Consider the following 23,986-nt stretch of genomic DNA (forward strand, 5'->3'; position numbering starts at 1 on the left):
CTAAAACAAATTAGTACTTAGAAACAGTAATCAACCATATTTTATTCCCTTAAATAGGGAATAAACATAAATACGCATATTAACAAAATTGCTACCGGTATAATATTTACAATATCATTGAATAAAAAACTACAAATCGGAACAGGCAAATTTGTTAATAACCTAATATTTTACCCATTAACAACAATCTACTCCATTTCCCATTTTCCTTTTTATACAAATATGTCCACTGAGAAGCAAAATCAGGGTCATATGGAGTTGCAAATGAAAAAGCACACAATAAATAATTTCTTAAAAAAATAGGTTTTGAAAGTCGCCATCCATCTTTCTGATTTTGGGGAACGAACTGAACATTTTTCATCCAATGTCTATTAAAATAATATTTGGCTGTATCGGACTGTATTTCTTTAATTAAGTATGTTTTTTCTTCATTTGAAAGCCCATATACACCAGTTCCAAATAAAGAAATCATAAACAAATTTTTATTGGATAAATATGGATAAATTTTTAAAGTATCATATTGTTTAAACTCAGTATTTCTAATAAATTTCATGAATTTTTTTAATTCATGTTTGTATTTACTGCTAACTTGTTGTGCAAAAACATTTTGGGTAAATAGGACATTACTTATCAAAATGACAGTGAGCAAAAATGTATATCCATGTTTTATTGTAACCATATTTATTTTAATTTTATTTATTTACAACTTGTTCCAGATGTGCCATATTCATAAAGTTTTGAATAAAACGCAAAATAATCTCTACTATTCATATTGGTTGTAAATCCATATTTAGTTAACACATCAGCGAAAGCTTGTGTACCGGTTATATCATCCCCTAACCCACCTAAGGCTAAGCTGGCTGCTTGTTGCGAAGTTAAAGAGGGAAAGAAAGTTTGCAAAGACCCAATAATGCCATCAATATAGTTCTGTAACATATAAGCATGTTGCGTTAACCCATTTAATACTTCAGGATTTGTGAATATATAAGCATGTACAATTTCATGAATTAGCAAAAGAGCTTTATAACACTGACTGTCTGTATTGTTAAATAGATATGAGTAAATTCATCTTATAATATAGCATATTTAATTAATAATTTTATATTTATTAAATGCTTTGTTAGAATGTTCATTTAGTTCTTAATCCAAACCCAGTGTTTATTTCTTTTTTGAAGAATGTAAAGATTTGTAATTGTAGTTCACGTTTCTTCGTCATTATATACTGCACTAATTTGTATTGCACAATATTTATCATTAAAGAAAATTGGAATGTGAAAAATCCAAGATAAACCTGGGTAAAACCAGTTTTTACCATCAAAAACGCACTCACTTTCAGTTATAAAATGGACGTTTCTAATTTTATATTTTAAAACAACATAAGAGGATGATGACCAAATACCATATTTAGATTGAATATCTGTTTGCAAAAATTTACCCTTATAATTTAAAAATTTTTTTACTGAATCTATAACAATGCCCATATGGACATTTTTAATAAAATTGGGAAAGGCAGCAATACTATTAATGTTCATAAATGGTTTAAACAAAGTATCTCTAATGTATTTTTTATTAGAATCGGTAATGATGCCCGGCTTAGTGAAATTTTGAATTATTTTTTCTCCATGAAGCAAATTTTTACTTAAAAATTGTTCGATTTCAAGATTATGTAATGAGTCTATTTGGCTAATACAGGATATTGGAAATACCAGAGCAATAATGAATAAAAATTTTATTTTTTGTATATAACGCATTAACATAAAAAAGATGTTTGATTTAATTGCATTTAGTGCCAGCTGAGCCGTTTTGTAATGGTTGAATAAAAAAGCCAATATTCCTTGTGCTAGACGGATCTGTATTAAAACCGACGTATACTTTGTGCAGGATGCAAATAACAAACTAACGAATAATATAGTAATCGCTAGTTTGCTTATAAATAGATTGGTACATTTTATACTATGATTTTTTATTGTACTAGTTAACTGCGGGGAGGTAAGTCATAAAATAATATTTTTTCGAATTTAATAAAATGGAAACAAATGTTAAATTTTTTTTATTGTTTCCATCGCCAACCATAATAAAGCTACCACTACCACCCACCCAGCCACTTGTAACCAAAGTGCATGTTTATAATTGGGTGTAAGCCTATGTTGTAAGGCTGCAATCAAAATAATAAATAAAGCTAATGGTAAAATAAACCCATTCACGGTACCGGCCCATACCAACACATTAACAGGTTGGCCTATCCATTCAAATATTCCGGTAGATAGTAGTATGAAACCCGTTACCCATATTTTTTGTTGTGCTTCAATTGCCGGATGAAATGTTTTAATGAATGAAATGGCTGTGAAAGATGCACCAATAATGGAGGTGACAGCAGCAGCCCACATCACCATTCCAAAAAAGAAATATCCTAATTGGCCGGCAGATAATTTAAAAACAGCTGCCGCAGGATTAGCTGCATCTAAATTTTTCCCTTGCATTACCACACCCAATGCTGCCAAAAACAAAACAAAACGCATAATGCCTGTTAATACAATTCCTGAAATAGCACCTTTGTTTACCTTGTTAAGTTGTGATGCACCAACTATTCCCGCTTCTAACAAACGGTGCGCCCCTGCAAACGAAATATAACCCCCTACTGTTCCACCAACAATGGTAACAATTGCCATAGTACTGGTAGTATGTGGCCAAAATATTTGTTGTACCACACTTATCATAGGTGGATGCGCTATCCATGCAACGTAACAAGTTAGTACAATCATTAATAACCCCATGTATTTGGTAAATACATCCATGGCATGGCCGGCATCTTTTTGCCAAAAAATAATAATAGCCACCAATGCGCTTACTGCTGCACCAATGGGGGTGGGTAACCCTGTACATACTTGCACACCCAAACCTGCACCTGCAACATTTCCAGTATTAAATGCCACAGCACCAAAAACAATCATACCGGCTAACACATAGCCTAGGCCCGGTAATACCTTATTAGCCAAATCCTGTGCCCGTAAATTACTCATGCTAATCATTCGCCAAATATTGAGCTGTACGGCTATATCAATTAAAATGGTTACTACTATTACAAAAGCAAAAGCAGCGCCCAGTTTATTGGTGAAAACAGTAGTTTGAGTTAAAAAACCCGGCCCAATGGCAGAAGTTGCCATTAAAAATGCAGCGCCTATAATAGCGGAACGTGTGTTAGAGGGTTTGTATGCCAATACCTTGTTGTTGAAGCGTTTCATGAATAGTTTTTGCAAAAGCAACTGCATGCGCACCATCACCATGCAAACAAATGGTATCAGCAGCAATGGCAATTTTTTTACCTGAGGTAGTAATTACAGCCTTTTCTTGTATAAAACGCAATACTTGTTGCAACGATTCTGATGTAGTGTGTATTAAAGCATTGGGTTGTGTACGTGGTGTTAATTGCCCTGCATTGGTATAAGTTCTATCGGCAAAAACTTCGGCAGCAACCGGCAACTGCTTTTGCAAGCAAGCTTGCATAAAATGGCTTCCACTTAATGCATACACCATAATGTTTGGATACAGTTTATATAAAATATCCGCAACTTGTTTGGCTAAGGCAGCATCGGCAGATACCATATTATACAGTGCTCCATGAAGTTTTATGTGATGCAAAGGCACGTTCATTTGTGTACAAATATGTTGTAATGCATCCACTTGTTGTTGCAATAAAACTTCAATTTCATGAGCAGATAACGGTATTGGCTTTCTACCAAAATTTTCTTTATCATTAAATCCCGGATGTGCACCTACAGCAAGGCCATAATTTTTGCATAATGCAACCGTGTGTTGCATTATTTGGGCATCACCGGCATGAAAACCGCAAGCAATATTGGCACTTGAAATATAGGGCATTAGTTGGGCATCCGTTTCCATTCCCTCGCCCATATCGCAGTTCAAATCAATGGATAGCATAAGCTGAAAACAATTCATTTAATTTGGCAATGGCAGCATATTGTAATTGCTGCAAATATTGTTGTTGTTGTTGCATCAGTTCGTGTGCATATCGCAAAGTTACAGGCGTAAATTTCACATATTCATGTGGCCGAACTTGTGCCAATGTAGATAGTGCTGCACTACAAACAGTAGCTAATATAGGATAACCGCCTGTGGTTTGGTGTCCCGACATTAACACAATGCACTGTCCGTTAGGTAACAACTGTATGGTACCATTGGTAACAGCAGTTGAAACAACTGTTACAGGATGGTCGGGTTTAATGGCATTACTTTGTAAGTAATAACCCATGCGGTTACTGTTGGGCTGTACCTGAAACTCATTGTCTTGAAATTGTTTCTGTGCTTCTTTATTTAGCAAATGCCAATCTTTACTCAAAATAGCGGGGATGGCATTGGTGTTTAAATACCATTGTAAAGCATCGGCTTGAACATGAAAAACATATACATCTTTATTCTCTAATACAGGGCTGTAATCAGTAGTATCAACCAACGGAAGTTCATCTTGTTTTTTCAAGAAGCGACCTTTAAAACCGCCGGTACCGGCAATAGTATTGGTGCTATAGCTTCCCATCCAGGTAGGAATACCAAATCCTTTTTTTACAGATAAATAACACCAAGCACCTCGCTTTACCTGTTTAAATTGCAGCACACAGTTTTTTTGAATAATAAATGGTGTGTTTACGGGTACAGGAATATCATTTACCCATGCCGTAAAATTAGCGCCGCTTACTGCCACCAATGCCTGTTGCTGAAACAACAGAACCGGAGAGGGAAAACTCATTTCTAATACCGGACAATCCAAAGTGTTATTCACCAAAATATTAGCAACTGCTGCCGCAGTTTTATCCATAGCACCATCGGGATTAATACCCACATGTTGCCATCCATAACGACCATTATCTTGAATAGAATCGGCAATGCCCGGTTTTATAACAACAACTGACACTAGTTTTTATTTTGAAGTAATGAATTAAAAGTATTTAAATCTATAGGCACAAATTGAACCCGATTACCCGGCTGTAATAAAGCCGGTTGCATTCGGTTTTGTTGAAACATTGCTTCGGGTGTTTGCCCTATAATATGCCACCCGCCCGGTGAATTGAAGGGATATACACCCGTTTGTCTTCCCGCAATTCCTACACTACCCGCCGCCACTTGTTGAGCGGGCAAAGCTTTTCGCGGCATTTCCAATATTTCGGGAACAGTTCCCATATAAGCAAAACCCGGTAAAAAGCCCAACATGAATACGCGATAAATTGTTTGGCTATGCAACTCAATCAATTTTTCAACCGTAATATTTTTCGCTTCGCAAAATGCCAATAAATCGGGTGCCACTTGTGGATGATAACACACCGGCACTTGAATAAGCGGCTGTTGCTGCATGACCTCTTCACTGCAATGACCCATTACCGTTTCAATAAAATTGCGCAAATAAGCTTCCATATTTTCAATGCCTTGTTTCCAAAGCATTACCGGATTGTACACTATAGTTAAAGTACTGTAAGCAGGAATTACATCGCGAACAAAAGGTTTATTTTCTTGCTTAATACAATGAAAAAGGGTAAGTACTGTGTGGTTAATATCGTCATTAATTAAGTTACCCCAATCAATAACCATAGCTGTATCGCTTAAAGCATATATACGATAGTCAGCATTCATGCGCATTCATTTATTAAGCTGTTAAGTTACGAATAAATGTGTTGAAGCAAGGTGTTGAAATATTAATTGTGCATTAATAGCAATTTCCAGAGGGGGTTACACATGGATTTTTCAATAAATTTATGAAAGCAAAATCTAATTGACTCCGTAGCTCAGTTGGTAGAGCTACTGACTCTTAATCAGTAGGTCCAGGGTTCGAGTCCCTGCGGGGTCACTACCGCTTTTCAAAATAAATTCTTGGCCTTAGTACTTTATGCATATAATTAAGATTGGATGATGGAAATCTGACAGAACTAAAATTTAATTGCACATCAGTTCAATTGTTTTCAATATTTTTATCTGGCGGTTATTACAACACGCATTTATAAATTAGCATGACTTTACCTAAAAACAAAACCCCCAATTGCAATGTACCTGCTATATGGCAGGAATACAAAGAAGCTTTATACCGCTATATTGTTAAGCGGGTGAAGGATAATACTATTGCAGAAGATATTTTGCAAGAAGTATTATTAAAAGTTTATGGATTTTGTCTTTCCAAATCAGGAGTTCAAAATCTGAAAAGTTGGCTATTTCAAATTGCACAAAATACCATTGCCGATTATTACCGTAAAAATAAAAACACCATTTCAGAAGAATATATTGAGGAACAAGTTGTAGAGCAAGAAGACAATGCTGCATTTTTAGAAGCACAACAATACATTTTACCCATGTTAGCATTTCTGCCTGAAGAATATGCAACGCCATTAAAAATGTACGATATTGACAATAAAAAACAAGCCGATATTGCTCGTGAACTTAACCTAACATTATCGGCTACCAAAAGCAGAATACAACGAGCCAGGCAATTATTAAAGGCCGAGTTTATTACTTGTTGCCGTTTTGAAACCGACAAACAAGGAAATCTTATATCCTTCCAAATTAAAGCATCTTGTGAGCCATTACAAAACTTAAAAAAGCAAATTGAAAAATAATTTGCGTCTTTTTTAGCACTGCTTCGTCTTGTTATCGTTATCAAAAAACATTAAACTTATGAAACGATTCCATGTACACGTTCGTGTAAAAAACTTACAAGAAAGCATTGCTTTTTATTCCGCTTTATTCAACACAGAACCTACTGTTGTAAAGCCCGATTATGCCAAATGGATGTTAGAAGATCCACGCATTAATTATGCCATATCAACCGGACACAGTGAAAACGGTATTGAACACCTGGGATTACAAGTTGAATCTGAAACAGATTTACATGAAGCTTATGAGCATATGCAAAAGGCAAAAGGCACGGTTAGAGAAGAAGGTGAATGCACTTGTTGCTATGCAAAATCGCAAAAAAGCTGGATTACCGACCCACAAGGCGTTGATTGGGAAGTGTTTTATACACATGGCACAGCAACTGTTTATGGCGAAGGCATTAATGCCAAACCCGCACCCGAAGTAATGGAACAATGGGCTGGCAATGATGGCCAAAAAGCTAACATACCACAAACCGAAGCTTTAACCTCAAAAAATACCGGCAGTTATGGAAACATTTATCATCATGCCGCTTTTACCAAGTAATTGGCAGCAAGTAAAATCTATTTACGAAAGTGGTATAGCCACAGGTATGGCCACTTTTGAAACCAAAGCACCTGAATGGGAGCAATGGAATAACAGCCACTTACCCTTTGCAAGATTGGTAGCCGTGGAAAATAACAAGGTAATTGGTTGGGCCGCACTTAGCCCTGTATCAAACCGATGTGTATATGGAGGTGTAGCAGAGGTAAGTGTTTACATTGCGCCTGAACAAAGAGGTAAAGGTGTAGGCAAAAAGCTATTACAACAATTAATTACAGAAAGTGAAGCCAATGGAATTTGGACCTTACAAGCCGGCATTTTTGCTGAAAATACCGCCAGTGCAAAACTGCACGAGTCTGTAGGATTTAGATTAGTGGGCTATCGCGAAAAAATTGGCCAATTGGGTAGTGAATGGAAAAACACCATTCTAATGGAACGAAGAAGTACCAAAGTAGGCATATAAGTATTCATTGAAGGGAGCCTTTATTGAATGACTTAATCACATATTCATTATAATATTATATAATCAATACAAAGAGGTTGTTATAAAACGCAGCCTCTCTTTTTTTATATTAGTTGAATTGGTTTTTAAAATTGAAGATAAATGGGTAAAACCTGATCGCTAGATTTGAAATACCCATAGGTAAGAACCAATAACAAAAAAATAATGGCATAACCAACAAGGCCTATCCGTTGTAAACCCAATGTAAAGCGATGATTATAACGAGCCGGTATAAAATGCAAGCCTAAACCAAAGGCAATCATTATAATAACACTATGATAGTTTTCCCAAAATCTATTCCAGACAGAAAAATTTAGATGATAGCATATTTGGTTAATCATGGTTACAGCCTCGGTTAATGAACTGGCCTTAAAAAATATCCAACAAAAGCAAACGAAATTGAAGGTAAGCAGCAATGAGAAAAATTGGTAAATACCGAATTTTTGCCAATGATTGGTAATTTTTTTCGTAGCCTGATGCCACAATTTATGTATGGATAAAGCAATACCATGTAACCCACCCCATATTATAAAATTAAAACTTGCACCATGCCATAAACCCCCTAGTAACATTGTGGCAGCCAAGTTTAGGTATTGCCTTAATTTACCTTTTCGGTTACCACCCAATGGTATATACAAATAATCTCTTAGCCAATTTGAAAGCGAAATATGCCACCTGCGCCAAAAATCAGTGATATCTAAACTTTGATAGGGATATAAAAAATTAGGGGGAATTTTAAAGCCTAACCATTGTGCAATACCTATGGCAATGTTGCTGTACCCGCTAAAGTCGCAATAAATAACTACCGCATAGCCATAAACAGCAAACAAACATTCTAAGCCGCTATATCGCTCAGGAGCATCAAAAATATAGTTTACGTAGTTTAAAGTAATGTAATCTGAAATAATCAGTTTTTTAAATAAGCCCGAAACAATTAATACAAAACCATTTGCAAAATCTTCTTTTGTTATGTGAAAAGGAAGGGTTATCTGAGGAATAAAATCTTTTGCACGTACAATAGGCCCCATTACCAGTTTAGGAAAAAAAGATAGAAACAATAGATATTCATTAAATTTTTTTACCGGAACAAATTCACCACGATACACATCTACCGTATAACTAATGTTTTCAAAAGTGTAAAATGAAATACCAACGGGTAATAAAATATTTAACGGATGAACTTGAAATAAAAATATGTCATTGAGTATTTGAATAGCAAAATTGCTGTACTTAAAATAGAATAATAAGCCTAAATTAAGGGTAATACTAAATATTAGTAACGCTTTCTTTTTAATGAGAGATTTAGATTTGTATATGGCATTCGATATAAGAAAGTCGGCAATAGCTGAAATAATTACCAACACCACAAAATAGCCACTTGCTTTATAAAAGAAATAAAGAGAGGTTAGGCAAAACAAATTGGTTCGTGCCGTTAAATTATTTCGAAGCAAATAGTACAGTATAATGAAGATAAAGAAGAGGTATACAAAAAAACCATTATTAAACAATAAGGGATTGTTTTCATCATATACTAATTGGTGCAAGAATTTATCAAGGTCGAATGTTGGGAACATATATTGGGTTAATTAGAACTATTTTGTACAGCTTTATTATATTCAAATAAAATGGCATCATAAATGCTTTTACCAATTATATCGGCGCCTTTGGGTGTTAAATGCGTATAATCCTTATAAGCCAATGGCGGATTACTATTCACCCAACGCACCATACTACCCTCACCACCCATACTGGCGTAAGTATTATAAAATGCCGAACCGGTTGAATAAGCAACTCTTTGTTGAAAGGTTAGCAGGTTACGCAAACCTATAGCCGTTTTATAGCTATCATCATAACGAAATGCTTTATCAGCAGAACTAACCAATAAAACATCGGCATCTTTAAATGCCGCTTTTAACTTATAAATAGATTTTGTGAAAGGGCCAAAAAACCAATTAAACTCGCTATCGGTAGGTTTTACAAACATATTTACGCCATACTGCATAACAATTAAATCGTAGGAGTGAGTTTTTGCAATAGCGGAAAGAAATGCAGTATCCATTCTTCCATATTCATGGCCACTAATTCCACGAAATGAAAAATTATCGAGAATGATACCAAAAGGCGATTCTAAGGAAAAGCCGTATAAATTATTCGCATTTACAACTTCAAAACGAAGGGCATTGCCCGCACTGCTTTCCAAAATGGTATCATTCATAATATTGGCAGATTGAATGGTGACAGGTTTACCATTCACAGTAACAGTAGTTGTTCCTAAAGTATTACCAAACAATAAATGTTTTTCTAATATACTGGTTGAAGGTGCAGTTTTATCTTTTATTTGTGTATAAGCATAACCATTTGCTTCAAAGCAACGACCTGACAAGAACAATTTTTTTCCGTTTTTATTTGCAATAAAATTTGATTCCTGCCAGTTGGAATAACTTGTATTAGCATAGTTTCTATCAGCACCATATAAACTGCTCATGGGCATAAAGCCAATACCGTAACCCCCAAAAGTTTGTTGCAATAATTTTCTAAGCGTTTGTGTTATTAAGTCGCCTTCAATCATACTATCGCCTAAATATGCAATTCGAATTTTTTTTCTTTGCCCATTTTTCAGTTCAATTAATTTATTTATGAATCGTTTTAATACGATGCCAGATGGATCTTGCTGAAAATCAGTTATCCTGTTAGGTTCACTAAAATTTTGAAATACAGTATGTACTACTTCTGTCCTTAATGTATCATTATTTGTTTTATTCTGCAGTGTATCATTTACTTGAATAGAATCAACTACTACAGCGGGAGTATTAAACTTAGATGTTGTGTCAACAGATGTTTCAGCCAATACTAATGTTGGTGTATCGGCTTTAATTACATCAGCTATAATGTTAATGCTATTTACCGGTTTCCATTTAAATTTTGAATAACTGCTAATAATAGAAATGGCAAACAGTAAAAAAGTAATTAGTATAACAAAACGAATAAGGTTTTTAGTATAATCCATTGATCAAAAATTATAATTGTTCTAATTTATATTTTTTGATTACTGAGGTAACTTCTTTTTTCCATATATCCGGTTTACTTGAATAACCAGACTTTGCCATAGCATTCAACCATAAATCATATTGCATATTACCGCGCAATTTGGGGTAATATGATTGCTTAGAAACTTTTTCGCAAAAATCAACGAATGAAGCCTTTGCCGAGTTATACTGCTTATACCTTGTTTTAATGCCATGTGTTTTCATCAAATTATTTTTACCAACAAAACCAAAATAATTGTTTAATAATTTTGCATTTCTGTCTCTACCAAGCCCCGATTCTATAATTGATACTCCCATAATAACAGAAAAAGGAATTTCATAAACAGTAGAAAGCGAATCAACCAATGGTTTAAATTTTTTTATGTATTTGTGTTGGGAAATAGCATTGGTGCATATAGTTAATAAAACCAATGCCATTAAAATATTTTTCATGGGTATATTGTTAATGATGAATGAATGGCGTTTCAAATTAATTTTTACAAATATATATTAGAGAATTATAAAAATCATATTATTCATTGTTATGTTTCTAAATATCCAAAATACCATTACAATTACTATAATGACGATTATTGCTCGCTGTCCAAACAACCTTTTCCTCCATTTCAACATTTTATCGCTAGGCAACAATAATGATTCAAAAACTATCCCTGCTAATAGGTATGGTATAGAAAGCACCAGCAAAACATTTTCATTTATTGCTTTTAAAATATCAAAATTTAACAAATAATGTATTGCACGTTGCGAACCACAACCGGGACATTTTAAACCGGTTAATAATAGAAATGGGCATTTTGGAAAAAACACACTATGAATAGGATTAAAAATTCTATACACCATTGCCATCATTACAATGAAAATAATTGCAATAGCCCATTTAAAAATATTAAGTGTACGCATTTGCAGCACCGGCAATTTTAAAAGCACTGGCTACACCGGCTATTACTAAAATAAAATAGATAATAGCGATAGCAATACCAATAAAGAAACTTACCATAGTCCATTTTTTTGCTTCTGCAGAGGCTCTATTCGCACCCTCTATATCACCGGCATAGAACCTTGATTCTACTCTTGAAGCATTTACAATTCCGGCAATGCCAAATGGTAAACAGCAAAATAACGTTACCAAAATTGATTCAACCAGCCATGATTTTGGCGGTTTTTGATTGTTGAAATTTTCCATACAATTGTGGTTTAAGATTGATTTTGTAATTGTTATTTTTTAATTAAAGAGTCGCTATTCAAAACAATGTAAACAACTAAATTATTTTTCTTTATCAGCTCTTTAATGAAGCAACATTGTATTTATGTATTATCAATAAAAATTAACGTTTAAATATTATTCGTTCAGCAATGTCAAAATGTTTATTCGTTTAAGTATCAATCTGTTCATAGTTAATACATTAAATATGCTTTGTTTTTATTTCTCCACCCTGCTTGTGCTTCATACTTTACAAAATAAATTTTAAGGTCGGCCTGTGTTTCGTAATTAACAAAGTAAATTTTTTTGTCTGCCTCTGATGCATAGTTTACAAAAAACCATTTTCCATTGTTATTTCCTGCTTCTGATTGGTACTTTACTTTATATACTTTTAAATCGGCCTGCGACTCATAGTTTACAATAAAAACTTTAACATCGGCTTGGCTGGCATAATTTACCACAAAAACTTTTTGCGAAAAGCCACTACCGTATATGAAAAATGCAATTATCAATAACACTCCTTTCATTTTAAACAATGATTGAACGTTTATTTAATATTCTATCGCTCATGGTATTTCCCCATGCCACACCTGAGGCGGGGAGAGCTCGTTCTCTTCCCCAAGTTCGAATAGCTTCAATTTTTTCCGGTGCGGTTTTGCTTAAGGGAACAATATTTTTAAAACATTTTTCATATAAGGTATCATCTACAAAATTATCACCGTGTATTACAGCTTGAATGGCAACATCTCTTACTGCACCTTCTATATCAGAACCGGCAAAGCCCTCTGATATATTAATAAGCTGTTGCAGCATTTGATCTGAGGGTTTTGATAAGAGATTACGTTGTATATAAAGTTGAATAATATCTTTTCTTTCTTCTTCGCCGGGTAAATCAACAAAAAAAAGTTCATCAAACCTTCCTTTGCGCAATAGTTCTGGTGGTAATTTAGACACATCATTAGCTGTTGCAACTATGAAAACTTTTGCTGTGCTTTCCTGTAACCAGAATAAAAATTGGCCTACCATTCTTACTGAAGTTCCACCATCACTTGAAGCAGTTGCACCCGATAAGCCTTTTTCTATTTCATCAATCCATAAAATGCAGGGTGCTGCATTGTCAGCAGAAGCTAATGCGTCTTTTAATCTGTTTTCCGATTGACCGAGATATTGCCCCTGAATTGCTGCAAGATCCAACCTATATAAAGGTAAATTCCAATTTGCTGCAATGTATTTAGCGGAAAGAGATTTTCCACATCCCGGCACACCAACCAATAATACTCCACGAGGTGGTCTTAATTTTCTTGATTTTAAATCTGCAGTTAATAATTTTTTTTGATGTTCTAACCAATGTTGCAAACCAGACAATCCGGCCACAGAAAGTAATGAAGGTTCAATTTTTACTTTTTCAAGACCTGAAATATCACTAAATAACTTATCTTTCGCATTAACTAGTTCTTTAAGGTCATCTTTTGTTAAATTACCCTTTGCCATTTGTGTAGCCAAAACATTTTCAGCTTCAATTTTGGTCATATTTGCCAAAATGGATGCAGCCATTTTATAATCTGATTCATCCCATTCAATCGTAATGGAATTTTTATATGGAAGCACACAATCTTTTACAACTTCTAACATTTCTTCTTCATTCGGTGTATCCAAAGTAATTGTCATTCCCAATCTTTGTAATTGTGGCCAAATGCTTTTTGTTGTAATTAAACAGATACTTCCACCATGTTCTATTGCTTGTACAACACCATCATAAATGTGTCGAGAAACTATGTTATCATCTTCAATATCACTGACTTCAGTAAAAACGAAGGTCAAATTAAGTCTTTGTGCAATGTTTTGAACAGCAAAATCTAATCCGCCCGCAACAGTCCGATCATCATTCACATTTTTTTTGGTTCTAACATCAAACGTACCATGTGATAAACTGTGTACATAAATGGGAATATTAATTTCTTCTGCCAATTGCTGAATAACTTCTAATACCCTTGTCCTTTCAATACTTCTAATTGAAATAAATGGTATACGAGCTCTTAGCATTCGTTGCAGTGATGTTTTGAATTCTTTTTTATTTGACATGTTAGAATATGATTTGCCGTCCTAATGGCGGTTGTTTATCATTTGAATTAGATTTCTCTTTTTTATTACCCGTATTAACTGCTGTGAAATTTTCTAAAATATTACTCAATGTAAATGCATTTATCAGCATTAGCATATGATCGCTTTTATTAGAATACGGGGAAATATTTTTCCTTAAAGTTTTTTTGATCTCTTCTATAAAGCTTTCAAGATCCTTTTTTAAAGCTTCACTTACTTCTTTCGGTAAGTCTTTCAAAGCAATAAATTTGGCAAGCGGTATAAAATTTTGAAAAGCATTATGCAATGTAATTTCAAATTCATTAATAGATTTATAGGTTTGAACTTGAAAAGAACGATGAAATTTATCAAGCCAGCTAAGTTTTCGCTCCTTATATGCCGATTCTACTTTCAGGCAGTAGCGGTAAGCACTGCCTTTATCAATTTTGAAATCTGATTCCATCAATTGATTCAATACAGTATCATCACCCTTACTAAATTTTTCCAAAAGATTTACAAATTCTGAATATGTTTTTAAAGACATTATGATTGTTTTTTAATTCGAGGATTAATAAACTCATATGGCGGAAAGATATCCCAATCAGGAAATATGGAATTTTTATTTTCATTAATGCTTTGTAAATATTCTTTATTATTTACATCTTGCATATTTGCAATATTTTTTTCGGTTGAAATTTGATTTTTTTCAGATTGATTTTCAGATTGATTAAACAAAATATTGGCCATAAAAAAAATATTTTAATTTATATAATATTTCTAGCAGTTTCTCTTGATATACCGGTAAAGTTTTCAGGAACAATAGATGCCAGCAGTTCTGAAAGTTTCTCCGATTTGGCATCTTCAAGTGTTAGTTCTTTTCTATAATCTACAATTTCAGTAATACAGCCATTTAAAATAATACTGGACTTTTCTTTTCTTTCATTAATTCTTTGATTAACGGCTTTCTTGGCTTTATTGTATTTATTTAATAAATAAATAAAAAATCCTATACCAAATATTAAAATGACAGCACTAAAAAAGTATAAACTACTGTAGTTGTAAAAAATAAAAATACTTATCAATATAAAGAAAAGTGCCATTAAATAACCAGCAGTATTTTGAGGTATTTTTTCTGTTTCTTTTAATAAAATTTGTTGAAAATATGCATCATGCTTTTCGAACAATTCGTTTTGGTTGCTACCATCTATAGTAGTTGCTTTAAACCCGTCAATGTCTAACTCTACTGTTGCTGGAATTTTATTTCTACATTGCGCCGTAAATGTTTCATAGGCAGGTATTATCCACGGCAAACAAATTGAAACAGCTAATGCTTGTGTTACTTTATTAGCACCTGATATATCAGGATTGAATGTGGCATTTGCAAGTAGTTGTAAAAAATTTACTTTTTCTTTATAAATATTTTTTTCCGCATCCATTACCGCCTGAGCAGCAGCTTTATCACCTTCCATTTGAATGATGAGTTGATTTAATCTAACCTCTTTTTGCAATGGTAATTCTTCGTCATCAAAATTTGTTACCAATAAATTAAGTATTTCGTCTAGTTGTTCTACCACATTTTTCGAAAAATCTCTGGAAGGGTTAATTATATCTTTAAAATAATTGCTCAAAACTTCATGAGTTCTTGCCTCTTTTAATGAATTTTCTAACTCATTCCAATTAGTTGAAAATTTTTCTAATAATACATATTCATTCTCTTTAATTGGTGCTTTTGAGGCAAAGAAATTAACCCATTGTAATTTTTGTTCCTCTATAAAGTTTTCCTTTTGAGAAATTATTTCTAGCCAATTTTTTATATGAGACATCATTATTTGGCGAGCAGAAGGCAAAAATAAGCCCATAGTAACTGCCTCTAGTATTATTATGAACTCTCTTTCAAGATTAAATGGATCTTGGTGCATAAAACAGCGCTCTAACCACTTTGTACTGGCTTGCATCCTTTTTAATCTGCGCATTATTAGCATTAAAAATAGGGAAGTCCTGTAATCATCACGCCTTAGTGCTTCTTTTAATGCTTTTTCGCAAGTTGATTTATCATTTCTAATCCATGATGCTATTGTTACCAAGGCAGGGGCTAACCAATATCCCGGCGCCTTTAACATCATTTCTTCAGTAGCCATTCTTATTGCCCCATCACTTACAATTCCAGCATCAACGCCTTGCAGTATTCCCGTAGCCAATCTTCTCACTTCTGCATAATATCCGTATTTAATGTGCAAATCCTGCTTTAAATTTCCTTGTCTAGTTTCAGCAAGTTGTAAGGCTTTATGCTTGGCATCCTCTTTTAAAAATTGGTAAAACTTGCTGGCTAATATTGTTAATTCGGCTTGAATTGACTGATGACTGAGTTTCAATAAACTGATTTCAGAGTTAATTTCCGATACATCAGAACTGATTGCTCTTAAAGCGCTATTGATGTAAGAAAGGTCGGCATAGGATATTACATGATTTGCCATATTAATGTTTTTATGTTGTTTTTTTATAATTGTACTGTAGAACCATCTTTGCGAATCAACACGATTTTATTTGTATAAATTTCTATCATCTTATAAGCATCATGCCTGGCCAAATTGCGTCCCCTCTCAAATTGCTCATCTAAAAATTCGCTGATTTTGTAATGACGTATAATTTGTTTGCCACTTAAATCAATTAAATGCACGTCGTACGGATGACCTAAAGCACACTTCGATAAAATTCCTAATGGCAGGTCAACCAAATCATCTTTCGAAAATTCTGATTTAATTGTTTGAATTACTTCTTCTATACTCTTTGTGTTATTCGCTAAATTTCCTGCATCAAGTTTTTCAATGCAATTCATATAGGCAAGTGATCGCTTCTTTAAATTGAGAAATTGATGCGAACTTGAAGAACGCCCGTCCGTTTTTTCTTTTTGTTCTATATCTGATTTATATTGAAAATCTTCCTGATTTTGTAGCATTATTTTAGGCATATAGCTTAATTTTTTATAATAAATTTGAAAATGCAGTTTATTTAATTTTTAAAACTCAAATACTGAACTGAGCCAGAAGAGGTTAAATCTTAAATAGTTGTTCTTTTTATTACTTTACAAATTTTATTGAACTATACTAAAAAATTTAAAGAATAGTTAAAAAAACAGTTGTGAACCAAGATTCTAAATAAAACATTCAAAATAATTGATTTTCAATATTTAACATAGTTGGTTATTAACCAATGTATTGTAAATGCATTATTTGGCTTAAGCTAATAATAGCACAAGCATATTATTTGCTTCAATTAATGGAAAATAAAAAAGCGGCAGTAACTACGCTTGTTACTACCGCTTAGTGTGTGTGTTAATTTTCTATTCTATCTATTCTTCTTTAGGATAATCGGCGCCTTCCGTAACAGTGGCCCAAGTTTCAAAATCGTGTTGCAGCTCTGCCAACTTGGCTTTTGCACCTCGTAAAGCAGCTGCTCCCAACAATAATCGTAAAGGCGGATTTTCAGATTCAACTATTTGAATCATTGCTTTTGCTGCTTTTACCGGATCGCCGGGTTGTTTGCCACTATACCCTCTTATATCGTTAATGTTTTTGTGGGCAGTAGTAGCATAATCGGCAATTTGTATAGATGAATTGTTGGCTGAACGACCTGCCCAATCGGTTCTAAAACCACTTGGCGCAACGATGGTTACTTTAATGCCTAATGGGGCAACCTCCTTATACAATGCTTCGCTTAACCCATCAACCGCATACTTTGTGGCATTATAAAAACCAACCCCGGGGAAAGATCGCAAACCGCCAATAGAAGCAATGTTTAGAATATGCCCGCTTCGGCGTTGGCGCATGTAGGGCAATACTTCTTTGGTAACATTAGCCAATCCAAACACATTAATTTCAAACATTTTCCTTACCTCGGCATCCTCACTTTCTTCTACTGCAGCAAAATAACCAATACCGGCATTGTTTACCAACACATCAATTTGTCCAAAATGTTCTATAGCCCTAGTTACTGCATTTTTAATAGCTGTAGTGCTTGTTACATCTAAAGACAATACCAATGCGGTGTTAGGATAGCGTGAAGCTATATCTGCAATATCGGCTGTATTACGCGCTGTAACAACAGCATTATAGCCTTGCGCCAATACTTCATTGGCTAGGGCACGACCAAATCCGGTGGAACATCCGGTTATAAACCATACTTTCTTCATGTAATAAACTTTCTTAATAAAAATTAGGGGTTTGTTGACCAAATAGAAGCATCTTTTACAAATACCCTTCTATTCAATTTTAATTGAGCAATTACCAATTCGGCAAAATCTTCCGGATGCATTAATTTTTCTTCATTATTATTAATGAGATTGGATTGTATAGCCAAATCTGTTACTACCGTACTAGGTGCCATTGCAGTTACGCGAATATTGTGTTTACGCACTTCTTGCATTAAAGATTCTGTTAATCCCATTACACCAAATTTTGAAGCGCTGTAGGCACTGGTTAAAGCTGCCCCTCTTAAACCCGCTGTTGAGGAAACATTTACAATATCGCCGGTTTTGCGTTCTATCATTTCCGGCAACACGGCTCTGGTTACATGGTAAACACCAAATAGGTTCACACGCACCTGGTATTCCCATTCTTCGGGGGTTAATTCTAAGAATTTACCAAATTTACCGGTACCGGCATTATTAATTAAAATATCAATAGGGCCTAATTTTTTTTGGATGTGCTGTACTGCTGTTTCTACTTCATGACGATTACTAACATCGGCATGGTGATAAGTAGCTTTCACACCCATTGCCCTAATTTCATTGGCTACTTGTTCCAAATCTTTTTCGCTACGGGCAATTAATCCTACATGAACACCTTCTTTGGCTAAAGCAAGTGCCAACGCTTTACCAATGCCTTTACCTGCACCGGTTACAATGGCTGTTTTTCCGTTTAATGATTCCATAGTCTTAATTAATTGATGGTTATAAAAATTGTTTAAACTGTTGTTGTGGATAGAGTTGGATAATCTGTATATCCTTTTGCACCGGGGGTATAAAAAGTACTTTGATCCGGTGCATTTAATGGTGCATCTTGCTTAAATCTTTCCACCAAATCCGGATTCGCTAAATAGGGCACACCGAAAGATACCAGATCTGCTTCGCCGGCAGCCAATACTGCATTGGCAGTTGTTTTATTAAACCCTTTGTTAATCATCAAAGTTCCTTTATACAAAGGTCTAAAATGTTTTGCAACATGTGTAACCGCATAAGGCAAATGATCAACAGACACAAATGGCTCTGTTAAATGTAAATAAGCTAACGGATAGTCGTTTAATTTTTTTACTATGTATTCAAAGGTAGGAATGGTATTTTCATCCATGGTAATTCCAAATAATCCATTTAACGAAGGACTTAACCGAACCCCAACTTTTTGCAAACTAACCGCTTGTTGTATAGCCTCTAAAATATCGAACAATATACGGGCATGATTTTCAATGCTGCCGCCATAAGCATCGGTACGCTTATTAGAAGTTCCATTAAAAAACTGGTGCAATAAGTATCCGTTTGCGCCATGTATTTCAACGCCATCAAAACCTGCAGCCATAGCATTTATTGCTGCTTGCTTAAAATCTTGAATAGTTTGTTGAATATCGGCCAAAGTCATTTCTTTTGGGGTCACGGTATCTACAAATCCATTAACGGTATATGATTTTTCGTTAGGATTAATGGCTGAAGGCGCCAGAGGTAATTCTCCGTTATGAAAATCAGGATGCGATATGCGTCCAACATGCCAAAGTTGAGCAAAAATTTTACCGCCTTTATCGTGTACTGCTTTGGTTACCAGTTTCCAGCCTTCTACTTGTTCTTGTGTATATATGCCGGGAACATTAATATAACCTACTCCTTTTGTACTAACAGGCACGCCTTCCGTAATAATTAATCCCGCACTGGCTCTTTGAGCATAATACTCAGCCATTAACGTTGTAGGTACATGGCCTGGGTTATCTGCACGGCTTCTAGTCATTGGTGCCATAACCATTCTATTACTTAAAGTTAATCCTGCTAAATTGTAAGGTGTAAATAAAAGTTCTTGCTGCATGTTTTTTTATTTTATATAAATTGTAAAAAATATCAATAATAAATTTATGTTAATTTGTTTTTTCAATTATAGTCCAATTAGTAAATGATAACAATTGCAGTGCTGATTGTATGGCTTCCCTATTTTTTCCCTCAAACATAGCAATTGAATCATTGATTGTTACTTTGATAACATGAGAGTGGGGTAGAATGTTCTGGATTGAGACCAACTCATCATTTGCATTTGAAATTTGCAGTATAGTTTTACAGGTAGTTACTTCTGCAATTTTTTTTGCAATTAAAGCATGTGTAACTGTTGGAGAAGCCAATACAATAATATCTGCCTCCCAAGAAGCATCTTTACTGCAAGAAAGCACTTCTACAGCACCAGGTAATTGTGTTATATGTTTGATTTTAGCAGCTAATAATGACGTTTGCATTTCGTCACTATCAATTAACAACAAACGATATGCTTTAGCTATTGCCATTGCAAATTGTGCGCCCATATTACTGTTTGCACCAATTATTGCTACACTATTATTATAGCCTATGCTTTTCATACTGCAAAGCTACTCCGTTAGTAATTTTAGAAACTTGAGCCAGCACAAGAAATTCAATTGATTTACATCAACCCGTTAATTAAGATTGAATTAATTTTTTGCGAATTCGACTGAGGGTTTCAGGTGTTAATCCAAGATAAGAGGCTATGAGGTTTTGCGGAATTCTTTGAATCATTTCAGGATGAGCAGCAACCAAACGTTTATATCTTTCTTCTGCCGAATAACTGATAGTATTAATCAATCTTCTTTCCTTGGAAATAATATTATTTTGAAAAAGTATGCGAAAATATCTTTCCATTACAGGAAGTTGAAGTAACATGGCTTCAAAATTGGGAAGAGTAATCATCAATAATTCAGCATCTTCAATAGCGTCAATATTATATTGAGATATATCGCCGGATAAAAAGCTGTATGTATCCGCCATCCACCAGCCTTCCCAAGCAAATTGTATCATATGCTCGGCACCTTTATCGTCCACATGATACATGCGTAACAACCCTTTTTCTACAAACATTAAATATTTGCAAACATCACCTTCCTGTAAAATGTATTGGCGCTTTCTTAGCTTCTTAGGAATGAAGAATGATTTTAGTAAATCTACATCACCCACTGAAAGGGTTACCTTTTCCTGAATATGTGCCAATAAAACATTAAACATTAGTACAAAAATAGCTATAAATTGAAGCAATTGAAATTAACATACAATTACATCAATACTTGTTTATTCACCTTCCACAACAATTACCCTATCCGGCTCGTTGGGTTGCTGCTGAATAGCCGATATGCTTAAAACATGATTTTGCATTTTTACCGGAACCTGTTGTTGATTCATTAACCAATACACTTTTTTTATTTGCTGAAAAGGAAAATTAGTTAACTGTAAATTAGTAACACTATCTGCCAATACATGCACAAATACCTTACCGTTAGTTTGTGTAATGGCACCCCATGGTTGAGGACGTATATATCCTCCCCTGGTTGCGTAAATACTAGTCCCGTATGTTTTTAACCATTTGCCCATAAAAGCTAAACGTTCCTGAAATTCAGGCTGCACAGCACCATTGGGCATTGGACCAATATTTAATAAGAAGTTGGCGCCAAAACCGGCAGCACGTACTAAATAATGAATTAAATCCGTAGTTGATTTGTAACTGGTGTCAGTTATATTAAACCCCCATGAATTGTTAATGGTTTCGCAGGTTTCCAATGGCAAACCGGAAATAGAAGCTCCACCAAAACCGGTTGTATTACCACCGGGCAAATCTTTTTCAAACATTTGAAAATCCTCACCGGAAAGAGGTTGCAAATGATGATTGTTGCCAATTAAACAGGCCGGCTGTAATTGATGAATAAGCTTGTATATTTCATTTAAATGCCAATTTACTAAAGGTGCATTAACACTATTCTCACCCTTTGGCAGCTGATCCCAATAACCATCAAACCAAATGCCCGCAACAGGTCCATATTGAGTTAATAATTCTGTAAGTTGGTTTTTCATGAATTGTATATAATGATTCCAATCTTCTTGATGGGTTCGTCCAGTTCCCTTACCAGTTCTACCTGTAGTCCACGAATAATCTTCCCTTCGCCAATCTAACAAGGAATAATAAAAAAACAGCTTTATCCCTTGTCGGTGGCAGGCATCTGCCATCATTTTTACTACATCTTTATGATAGGGGGTATTCATTATGTTGAAGTCGGACTGCTTAGTGTCCCACATACTAAATCCATCATGGTGTCGGGTTATTAACGTAATATATTGCATGCCCGCATCTTTGGCCATTTTAACCCATGCATCGGCATCAAAGGCAATAGGATTAAAGAAGTCCATTAAGCGCGTATAATTTTTTACCGTAATATTTCTATTATTCATTACCCATTCCCCTTCACCGGGAATACTAAAAGGCCCCCAATGAATGAACAAACCAAATTTGGCATTCTGAAACCATTGGCGTGCTTTGAGGTTTTCTGAACTTGGTTGATATGAACTATCATCTTGTGCACTTGTTGTTCCCCATATCATAAGGCAACCAAGCACTATAATTATTTTACGCATATATCTTGTTGATGTTTTATCTTAACATGTTTAGCAAGTAGTTAATTCCATTTACTTGGTTTTAAAGTTAAGATGAAACTCACGAATAACTGCGTAAAAAAGCCTTCATTATAAAATGAAAAATCAGATGAGGTTAATTACACCTCCGGAAAGAAAAAAATTGAGGCGTAAAAATATTTCTTTCCAATACGTTTAAAACACTTCCTTCACCACATTACGTATTACTTTAGGTTTTCCCAAAGTATAGTAATGCAACACAGGAACACCGTGCGATTTTAATTCTTTAGATTGTTGAATTAACCATTCTGTTCCTATAGCTTCAACCTCGGCATCTGTTTTACATTTTAGGATAGCATTCGATAAATCGGTTGGAATATCTACATGAAAAATACGAGGTAATACGGTTAATTGTTTCTTAGTAGTTATTGGCTTTAGGCCTGGAATAATAGGAACTTGAATACCTAAATCGCGACAAGCTTTTTCAAAAGCAAAGAACTTTTGATTATCAAAAAACATTTGCGTCATAATATAATCGGCACCGGCATCTACTTTTTCTTTTAAAAACTGCAAATCAATTTCTAAATTAGGCGCTTCAAAATGTTTTTCAGGATAGCCCGCTGTTCCAATACAAAAATTGGTTTTGCCGCCGTCGCGAATATCTTCATCAATATAAATTCCGTGATTCAGGTTTACTACTTGTTTTTGTAAATCAATGGCATGTGCGTGTCCGTTAGGTTCGGGTTCAAAGCCGGCTTCATTTTTTGCAGCATCGCCTCGTAAAACCAAAACATTATCAATGCCCAAAAAATTCAAATCAATAAGTGCATCTTCACTTTCACGTTTCGTAAAGCCACCACAAATTAAGTGTGGAACAGTATCAATTTGATAATGGTTCATTAAAGCAGCACAAATGCCAACCGTACCGGGTCTTTTACGCACTTCAACCTTTTCAAACGAACCATCTGCCTTTTTCTTAAACATGGTTTCACTGCGGTGGTAAGTTACATTTATCCAAGAAGGTTTAAACTCCATTAAGGGGTCTAAATGGTCGTAAATAGAAGTGATGGTTTTTCCTTTAAGCGGGGGTAAAACTTCAAAAGATAATAAAGTGCTTTTAGCTTGTTGAATGTGTTCGGTTACTTTCATTGCTTTGTATAAATGGTTGCGATGCTTTTAATTGCCAAAATTAGGGCACTACTGTTAACAATTTTGAAGAAAAACAAGAAGTAATAAAATTTTTTGTAAACAAATTTGCCAATACATGAAAAAACCGCTTCCTTTCCGGAAAGCGGTTTCTATTAAAT

At 34.5% G+C, this 23,986-nt stretch carries 28 protein-coding genes and 1 tRNA gene; 4 read left to right on the forward strand and 25 right to left on the reverse strand.

Going from position 1 to position 23,986, the window contains the following annotated elements; genetic code table 11:
- Positions 1–154: 154 nt before the first annotated feature.
- From LX80_RS13010 to pxpB, 7 genes are all read right to left on the reverse strand, one after another.
- Complete coding sequence (locus tag LX80_RS13010) at positions 155–553, reverse strand: hypothetical protein (protein ID WP_146250522.1); 399 nt, start codon at positions 551–553, stop codon at positions 155–157.
- Positions 554–696: 143 nt separating this feature from the next.
- Positions 697–936 carry a hypothetical protein gene (locus tag LX80_RS13015; RefSeq protein ID WP_146250524.1) on the reverse strand — a complete coding sequence of 80 codons (240 nt, stop codon included), beginning with the start codon at positions 934–936 and terminating at the stop codon, positions 697–699.
- A 263-nt stretch (positions 937–1,199) separates the two neighbouring features.
- Complete coding sequence (locus LX80_RS13020) at positions 1,200–1,751, reverse strand: hypothetical protein (RefSeq protein ID WP_146250526.1); 552 nt, start codon at positions 1,749–1,751, stop codon at positions 1,200–1,202.
- A gap of 288 nt (positions 1,752–2,039) precedes the next feature.
- Positions 2,040–3,242, reverse strand: a complete 1,203-nt coding sequence (locus LX80_RS13025; RefSeq protein ID WP_111297098.1) for an NRAMP family divalent metal transporter — start codon at positions 3,240–3,242, stop codon at positions 2,040–2,042.
- Positions 3,199–3,939: a 5-oxoprolinase subunit PxpA gene (locus LX80_RS13030; protein WP_111297152.1), complete on the reverse strand. Its 741-nt coding sequence runs from the start codon at positions 3,937–3,939 to the stop codon at positions 3,199–3,201. The genes LX80_RS13025 and LX80_RS13030 overlap by 44 nt, the downstream gene beginning before the upstream one ends.
- Positions 3,926–4,927: a 5-oxoprolinase subunit C family protein gene (locus tag LX80_RS13035; RefSeq protein ID WP_111297099.1), complete on the reverse strand. Its 1,002-nt coding sequence runs from the start codon at positions 4,925–4,927 to the stop codon at positions 3,926–3,928. Before LX80_RS13035 ends, LX80_RS13030 begins: the two co-directional genes overlap by 14 nt.
- Positions 4,927–5,640: a 5-oxoprolinase subunit PxpB gene (pxpB, locus tag LX80_RS13040; protein ID WP_170120463.1), complete on the reverse strand. Its 714-nt coding sequence runs from the start codon at positions 5,638–5,640 to the stop codon at positions 4,927–4,929. Before pxpB ends, LX80_RS13035 begins: the two co-directional genes overlap by 1 nt.
- Positions 5,641–5,781: 141 nt before the next feature.
- Here pxpB and LX80_RS13045 point away from each other — a divergent pair.
- The 4 genes from LX80_RS13045 to LX80_RS13060 all read left to right on the forward strand — a co-directional run bounded on the left by LX80_RS13045 (position 5,782) and on the right by LX80_RS13060 (position 7,657).
- A tRNA-Lys gene (locus LX80_RS13045) sits at positions 5,782–5,854 on the forward strand.
- A gap of 160 nt (positions 5,855–6,014) precedes the next feature.
- Positions 6,015–6,614, forward strand: a complete 600-nt coding sequence (locus LX80_RS13050) for a sigma-70 family RNA polymerase sigma factor (RefSeq protein WP_111297101.1) — start codon at positions 6,015–6,017, stop codon at positions 6,612–6,614.
- 58 nt (positions 6,615–6,672) lie between these two features.
- On the forward strand, positions 6,673–7,197 hold the full coding sequence (locus tag LX80_RS13055; protein ID WP_111297153.1) for an ArsI/CadI family heavy metal resistance metalloenzyme: 525 nt from the start codon (positions 6,673–6,675) through the stop codon (positions 7,195–7,197).
- Positions 7,160–7,657 (forward strand): GNAT family N-acetyltransferase, encoded by a 498-nt coding sequence (locus LX80_RS13060; RefSeq protein ID WP_111297102.1) that lies wholly within the window; start codon positions 7,160–7,162, stop codon positions 7,655–7,657. The genes LX80_RS13055 and LX80_RS13060 overlap by 38 nt, the downstream gene beginning before the upstream one ends.
- A gap of 125 nt (positions 7,658–7,782) precedes the next feature.
- On the opposite strand, the gene LX80_RS13065 is transcribed toward LX80_RS13060, so the two are convergent.
- The 18 genes from LX80_RS13065 to LX80_RS13150 form a co-directional block, all read right to left on the reverse strand.
- Positions 7,783–9,270 (reverse strand): MBOAT family O-acyltransferase, encoded by a 1,488-nt coding sequence (locus LX80_RS13065; RefSeq protein ID WP_111297103.1) that lies wholly within the window; start codon positions 9,268–9,270, stop codon positions 7,783–7,785.
- Positions 9,271–9,278: 8 nt separating this feature from the next.
- Positions 9,279–10,703 carry an SGNH/GDSL hydrolase family protein gene (locus LX80_RS13070; protein ID WP_111297104.1) on the reverse strand — a complete coding sequence of 475 codons (1,425 nt, stop codon included), beginning with the start codon at positions 10,701–10,703 and terminating at the stop codon, positions 9,279–9,281.
- 10 nt (positions 10,704–10,713) lie between these two features.
- Positions 10,714–11,175 (reverse strand): glucosaminidase domain-containing protein, encoded by a 462-nt coding sequence (locus tag LX80_RS13075; RefSeq protein WP_111297105.1) that lies wholly within the window; start codon positions 11,173–11,175, stop codon positions 10,714–10,716.
- Between the two features lie 57 nt (positions 11,176–11,232).
- A complete protein-coding gene (locus LX80_RS13080; RefSeq protein ID WP_111297106.1) occupies positions 11,233–11,643 on the reverse strand; it encodes a DUF2752 domain-containing protein in 411 nt (136 codons plus the stop codon).
- Positions 11,630–11,926 (reverse strand): CD225/dispanin family protein, encoded by a 297-nt coding sequence (locus LX80_RS13085; protein ID WP_111297107.1) that lies wholly within the window; start codon positions 11,924–11,926, stop codon positions 11,630–11,632. The genes LX80_RS13080 and LX80_RS13085 overlap by 14 nt, the downstream gene beginning before the upstream one ends.
- A 212-nt stretch (positions 11,927–12,138) precedes the next feature.
- Entirely contained in the window at positions 12,139–12,471 is a 333-nt protein-coding gene (locus LX80_RS13090) for a DUF6150 family protein (protein WP_111297108.1), read from the reverse strand.
- A 1-nt stretch (position 12,472) separates the two neighbouring features.
- The gene (locus tag LX80_RS13095; RefSeq protein WP_111297109.1) at positions 12,473–14,026 is read right to left on the reverse strand and encodes an AAA family ATPase; all 1,554 of its coding nucleotides are present in this window, start codon (positions 14,024–14,026) and stop codon (positions 12,473–12,475) included.
- A 1-nt stretch (position 14,027) separates the two neighbouring features.
- A complete protein-coding gene (locus LX80_RS13100) occupies positions 14,028–14,567 on the reverse strand; it encodes a hypothetical protein (RefSeq protein WP_111297110.1) in 540 nt (179 codons plus the stop codon).
- Positions 14,567–14,770, reverse strand: a complete 204-nt coding sequence (locus LX80_RS13105) for a hypothetical protein (RefSeq protein ID WP_111297111.1) — start codon at positions 14,768–14,770, stop codon at positions 14,567–14,569. The genes LX80_RS13100 and LX80_RS13105 overlap by 1 nt, the downstream gene beginning before the upstream one ends.
- A 17-nt stretch (positions 14,771–14,787) precedes the next feature.
- Positions 14,788–16,497 (reverse strand): hypothetical protein, encoded by a 1,710-nt coding sequence (locus LX80_RS13110; protein ID WP_111297112.1) that lies wholly within the window; start codon positions 16,495–16,497, stop codon positions 14,788–14,790.
- 23 nt (positions 16,498–16,520) lie between these two features.
- Positions 16,521–16,991 carry a hypothetical protein gene (locus tag LX80_RS13115; protein ID WP_111297113.1) on the reverse strand — a complete coding sequence of 157 codons (471 nt, stop codon included), beginning with the start codon at positions 16,989–16,991 and terminating at the stop codon, positions 16,521–16,523.
- A gap of 381 nt (positions 16,992–17,372) precedes the next feature.
- Positions 17,373–18,212, reverse strand: coding sequence for an oxidoreductase (locus LX80_RS13120; protein WP_111297114.1), 840 nt, complete (start codon positions 18,210–18,212; stop codon positions 17,373–17,375).
- 23 nt (positions 18,213–18,235) lie between these two features.
- On the reverse strand, positions 18,236–18,952 hold the full coding sequence (locus tag LX80_RS13125) for a 3-ketoacyl-ACP reductase (protein WP_111297115.1): 717 nt from the start codon (positions 18,950–18,952) through the stop codon (positions 18,236–18,238).
- Between the two features lie 32 nt (positions 18,953–18,984).
- Complete coding sequence (locus tag LX80_RS13130) at positions 18,985–20,088, reverse strand: alkene reductase (protein ID WP_111297116.1); 1,104 nt, start codon at positions 20,086–20,088, stop codon at positions 18,985–18,987.
- Positions 20,089–20,137: 49 nt separating this feature from the next.
- Entirely contained in the window at positions 20,138–20,626 is a 489-nt protein-coding gene (locus LX80_RS13135) for an NAD(P)-binding domain-containing protein (RefSeq protein WP_111297117.1), read from the reverse strand.
- A 79-nt stretch (positions 20,627–20,705) separates the two neighbouring features.
- On the reverse strand, positions 20,706–21,284 hold the full coding sequence (locus LX80_RS13140; RefSeq protein ID WP_111297118.1) for a Crp/Fnr family transcriptional regulator: 579 nt from the start codon (positions 21,282–21,284) through the stop codon (positions 20,706–20,708).
- A 63-nt stretch (positions 21,285–21,347) separates the two neighbouring features.
- Positions 21,348–22,682 (reverse strand): alpha-L-fucosidase, encoded by a 1,335-nt coding sequence (locus tag LX80_RS13145; RefSeq protein WP_111297119.1) that lies wholly within the window; start codon positions 22,680–22,682, stop codon positions 21,348–21,350.
- 192 nt (positions 22,683–22,874) lie between these two features.
- Positions 22,875–23,828, reverse strand: coding sequence for a methylenetetrahydrofolate reductase (locus LX80_RS13150; protein ID WP_111297120.1), 954 nt, complete (start codon positions 23,826–23,828; stop codon positions 22,875–22,877).
- Between the last annotated feature and the right edge of the window lie 158 nt (positions 23,829–23,986).

This window comes from Hydrotalea sandarakina (assembly GCF_003254115.1).
GTDB lineage: Bacteria > Bacteroidota > Bacteroidia > Chitinophagales > Chitinophagaceae > Hydrotalea > Hydrotalea sandarakina.

Bases quoted from the DNA above. Each gene is read 5' to 3' on its own strand.
- LX80_RS13010 (WP_146250522.1), bottom strand. From the start codon at position 553: ATGAAATTTATTAGAAATACTGAGTTTAAACAATATGATACTTTAAAA.
- LX80_RS13015 (WP_146250524.1), bottom strand. From the start codon at position 936: ATGTTACAGAACTATATTGATGGCATTATTGGGTCTTTGCAAACTTTC.
- LX80_RS13020 (WP_146250526.1), bottom strand. From the start codon at position 1,751: ATGCGTTATATACAAAAAATAAAATTTTTATTCATTATTGCTCTGGTA.
- LX80_RS13025 (WP_111297098.1), bottom strand. From the start codon at position 3,242: ATGAAACGCTTCAACAACAAGGTATTGGCATACAAACCCTCTAACACA.
- LX80_RS13030 (WP_111297152.1), bottom strand. From the start codon at position 3,939: ATGCTATCCATTGATTTGAACTGCGATATGGGCGAGGGAATGGAAACG.
- pxpB (WP_170120463.1), bottom strand. From the start codon at position 5,640: ATGAATGCTGACTATCGTATATATGCTTTAAGCGATACAGCTATGGTT.
- LX80_RS13050 (WP_111297101.1), top strand. From the start codon at position 6,015: ATGACTTTACCTAAAAACAAAACCCCCAATTGCAATGTACCTGCTATA.
- LX80_RS13055 (WP_111297153.1), top strand. From the start codon at position 6,673: ATGAAACGATTCCATGTACACGTTCGTGTAAAAAACTTACAAGAAAGC.
- LX80_RS13060 (WP_111297102.1), top strand. From the start codon at position 7,160: ATGGAAACATTTATCATCATGCCGCTTTTACCAAGTAATTGGCAGCAA.
- LX80_RS13065 (WP_111297103.1), bottom strand. From the start codon at position 9,270: ATGTTCCCAACATTCGACCTTGATAAATTCTTGCACCAATTAGTATAT.
- LX80_RS13070 (WP_111297104.1), bottom strand. From the start codon at position 10,703: ATGGATTATACTAAAAACCTTATTCGTTTTGTTATACTAATTACTTTT.
- LX80_RS13075 (WP_111297105.1), bottom strand. From the start codon at position 11,175: ATGAAAAATATTTTAATGGCATTGGTTTTATTAACTATATGCACCAAT.
- LX80_RS13080 (WP_111297106.1), bottom strand. From the start codon at position 11,643: ATGCGTACACTTAATATTTTTAAATGGGCTATTGCAATTATTTTCATT.
- LX80_RS13085 (WP_111297107.1), bottom strand. From the start codon at position 11,926: ATGGAAAATTTCAACAATCAAAAACCGCCAAAATCATGGCTGGTTGAA.
- LX80_RS13090 (WP_111297108.1), bottom strand. From the start codon at position 12,471: ATGAAAGGAGTGTTATTGATAATTGCATTTTTCATATACGGTAGTGGC.
- LX80_RS13095 (WP_111297109.1), bottom strand. From the start codon at position 14,026: ATGTCAAATAAAAAAGAATTCAAAACATCACTGCAACGAATGCTAAGA.
- LX80_RS13100 (WP_111297110.1), bottom strand. From the start codon at position 14,567: ATGTCTTTAAAAACATATTCAGAATTTGTAAATCTTTTGGAAAAATTT.
- LX80_RS13105 (WP_111297111.1), bottom strand. From the start codon at position 14,770: ATGGCCAATATTTTGTTTAATCAATCTGAAAATCAATCTGAAAAAAAT.
- LX80_RS13110 (WP_111297112.1), bottom strand. From the start codon at position 16,497: ATGGCAAATCATGTAATATCCTATGCCGACCTTTCTTACATCAATAGC.
- LX80_RS13115 (WP_111297113.1), bottom strand. From the start codon at position 16,991: ATGCCTAAAATAATGCTACAAAATCAGGAAGATTTTCAATATAAATCA.
- LX80_RS13120 (WP_111297114.1), bottom strand. From the start codon at position 18,212: ATGAAGAAAGTATGGTTTATAACCGGATGTTCCACCGGATTTGGTCGT.
- LX80_RS13125 (WP_111297115.1), bottom strand. From the start codon at position 18,952: ATGGAATCATTAAACGGAAAAACAGCCATTGTAACCGGTGCAGGTAAA.
- LX80_RS13130 (WP_111297116.1), bottom strand. From the start codon at position 20,088: ATGCAGCAAGAACTTTTATTTACACCTTACAATTTAGCAGGATTAACT.
- LX80_RS13135 (WP_111297117.1), bottom strand. From the start codon at position 20,626: ATGAAAAGCATAGGCTATAATAATAGTGTAGCAATAATTGGTGCAAAC.
- LX80_RS13140 (WP_111297118.1), bottom strand. From the start codon at position 21,284: ATGTTTAATGTTTTATTGGCACATATTCAGGAAAAGGTAACCCTTTCA.
- LX80_RS13145 (WP_111297119.1), bottom strand. From the start codon at position 22,682: ATGCGTAAAATAATTATAGTGCTTGGTTGCCTTATGATATGGGGAACA.
- LX80_RS13150 (WP_111297120.1), bottom strand. From the start codon at position 23,828: ATGAAAGTAACCGAACACATTCAACAAGCTAAAAGCACTTTATTATCT.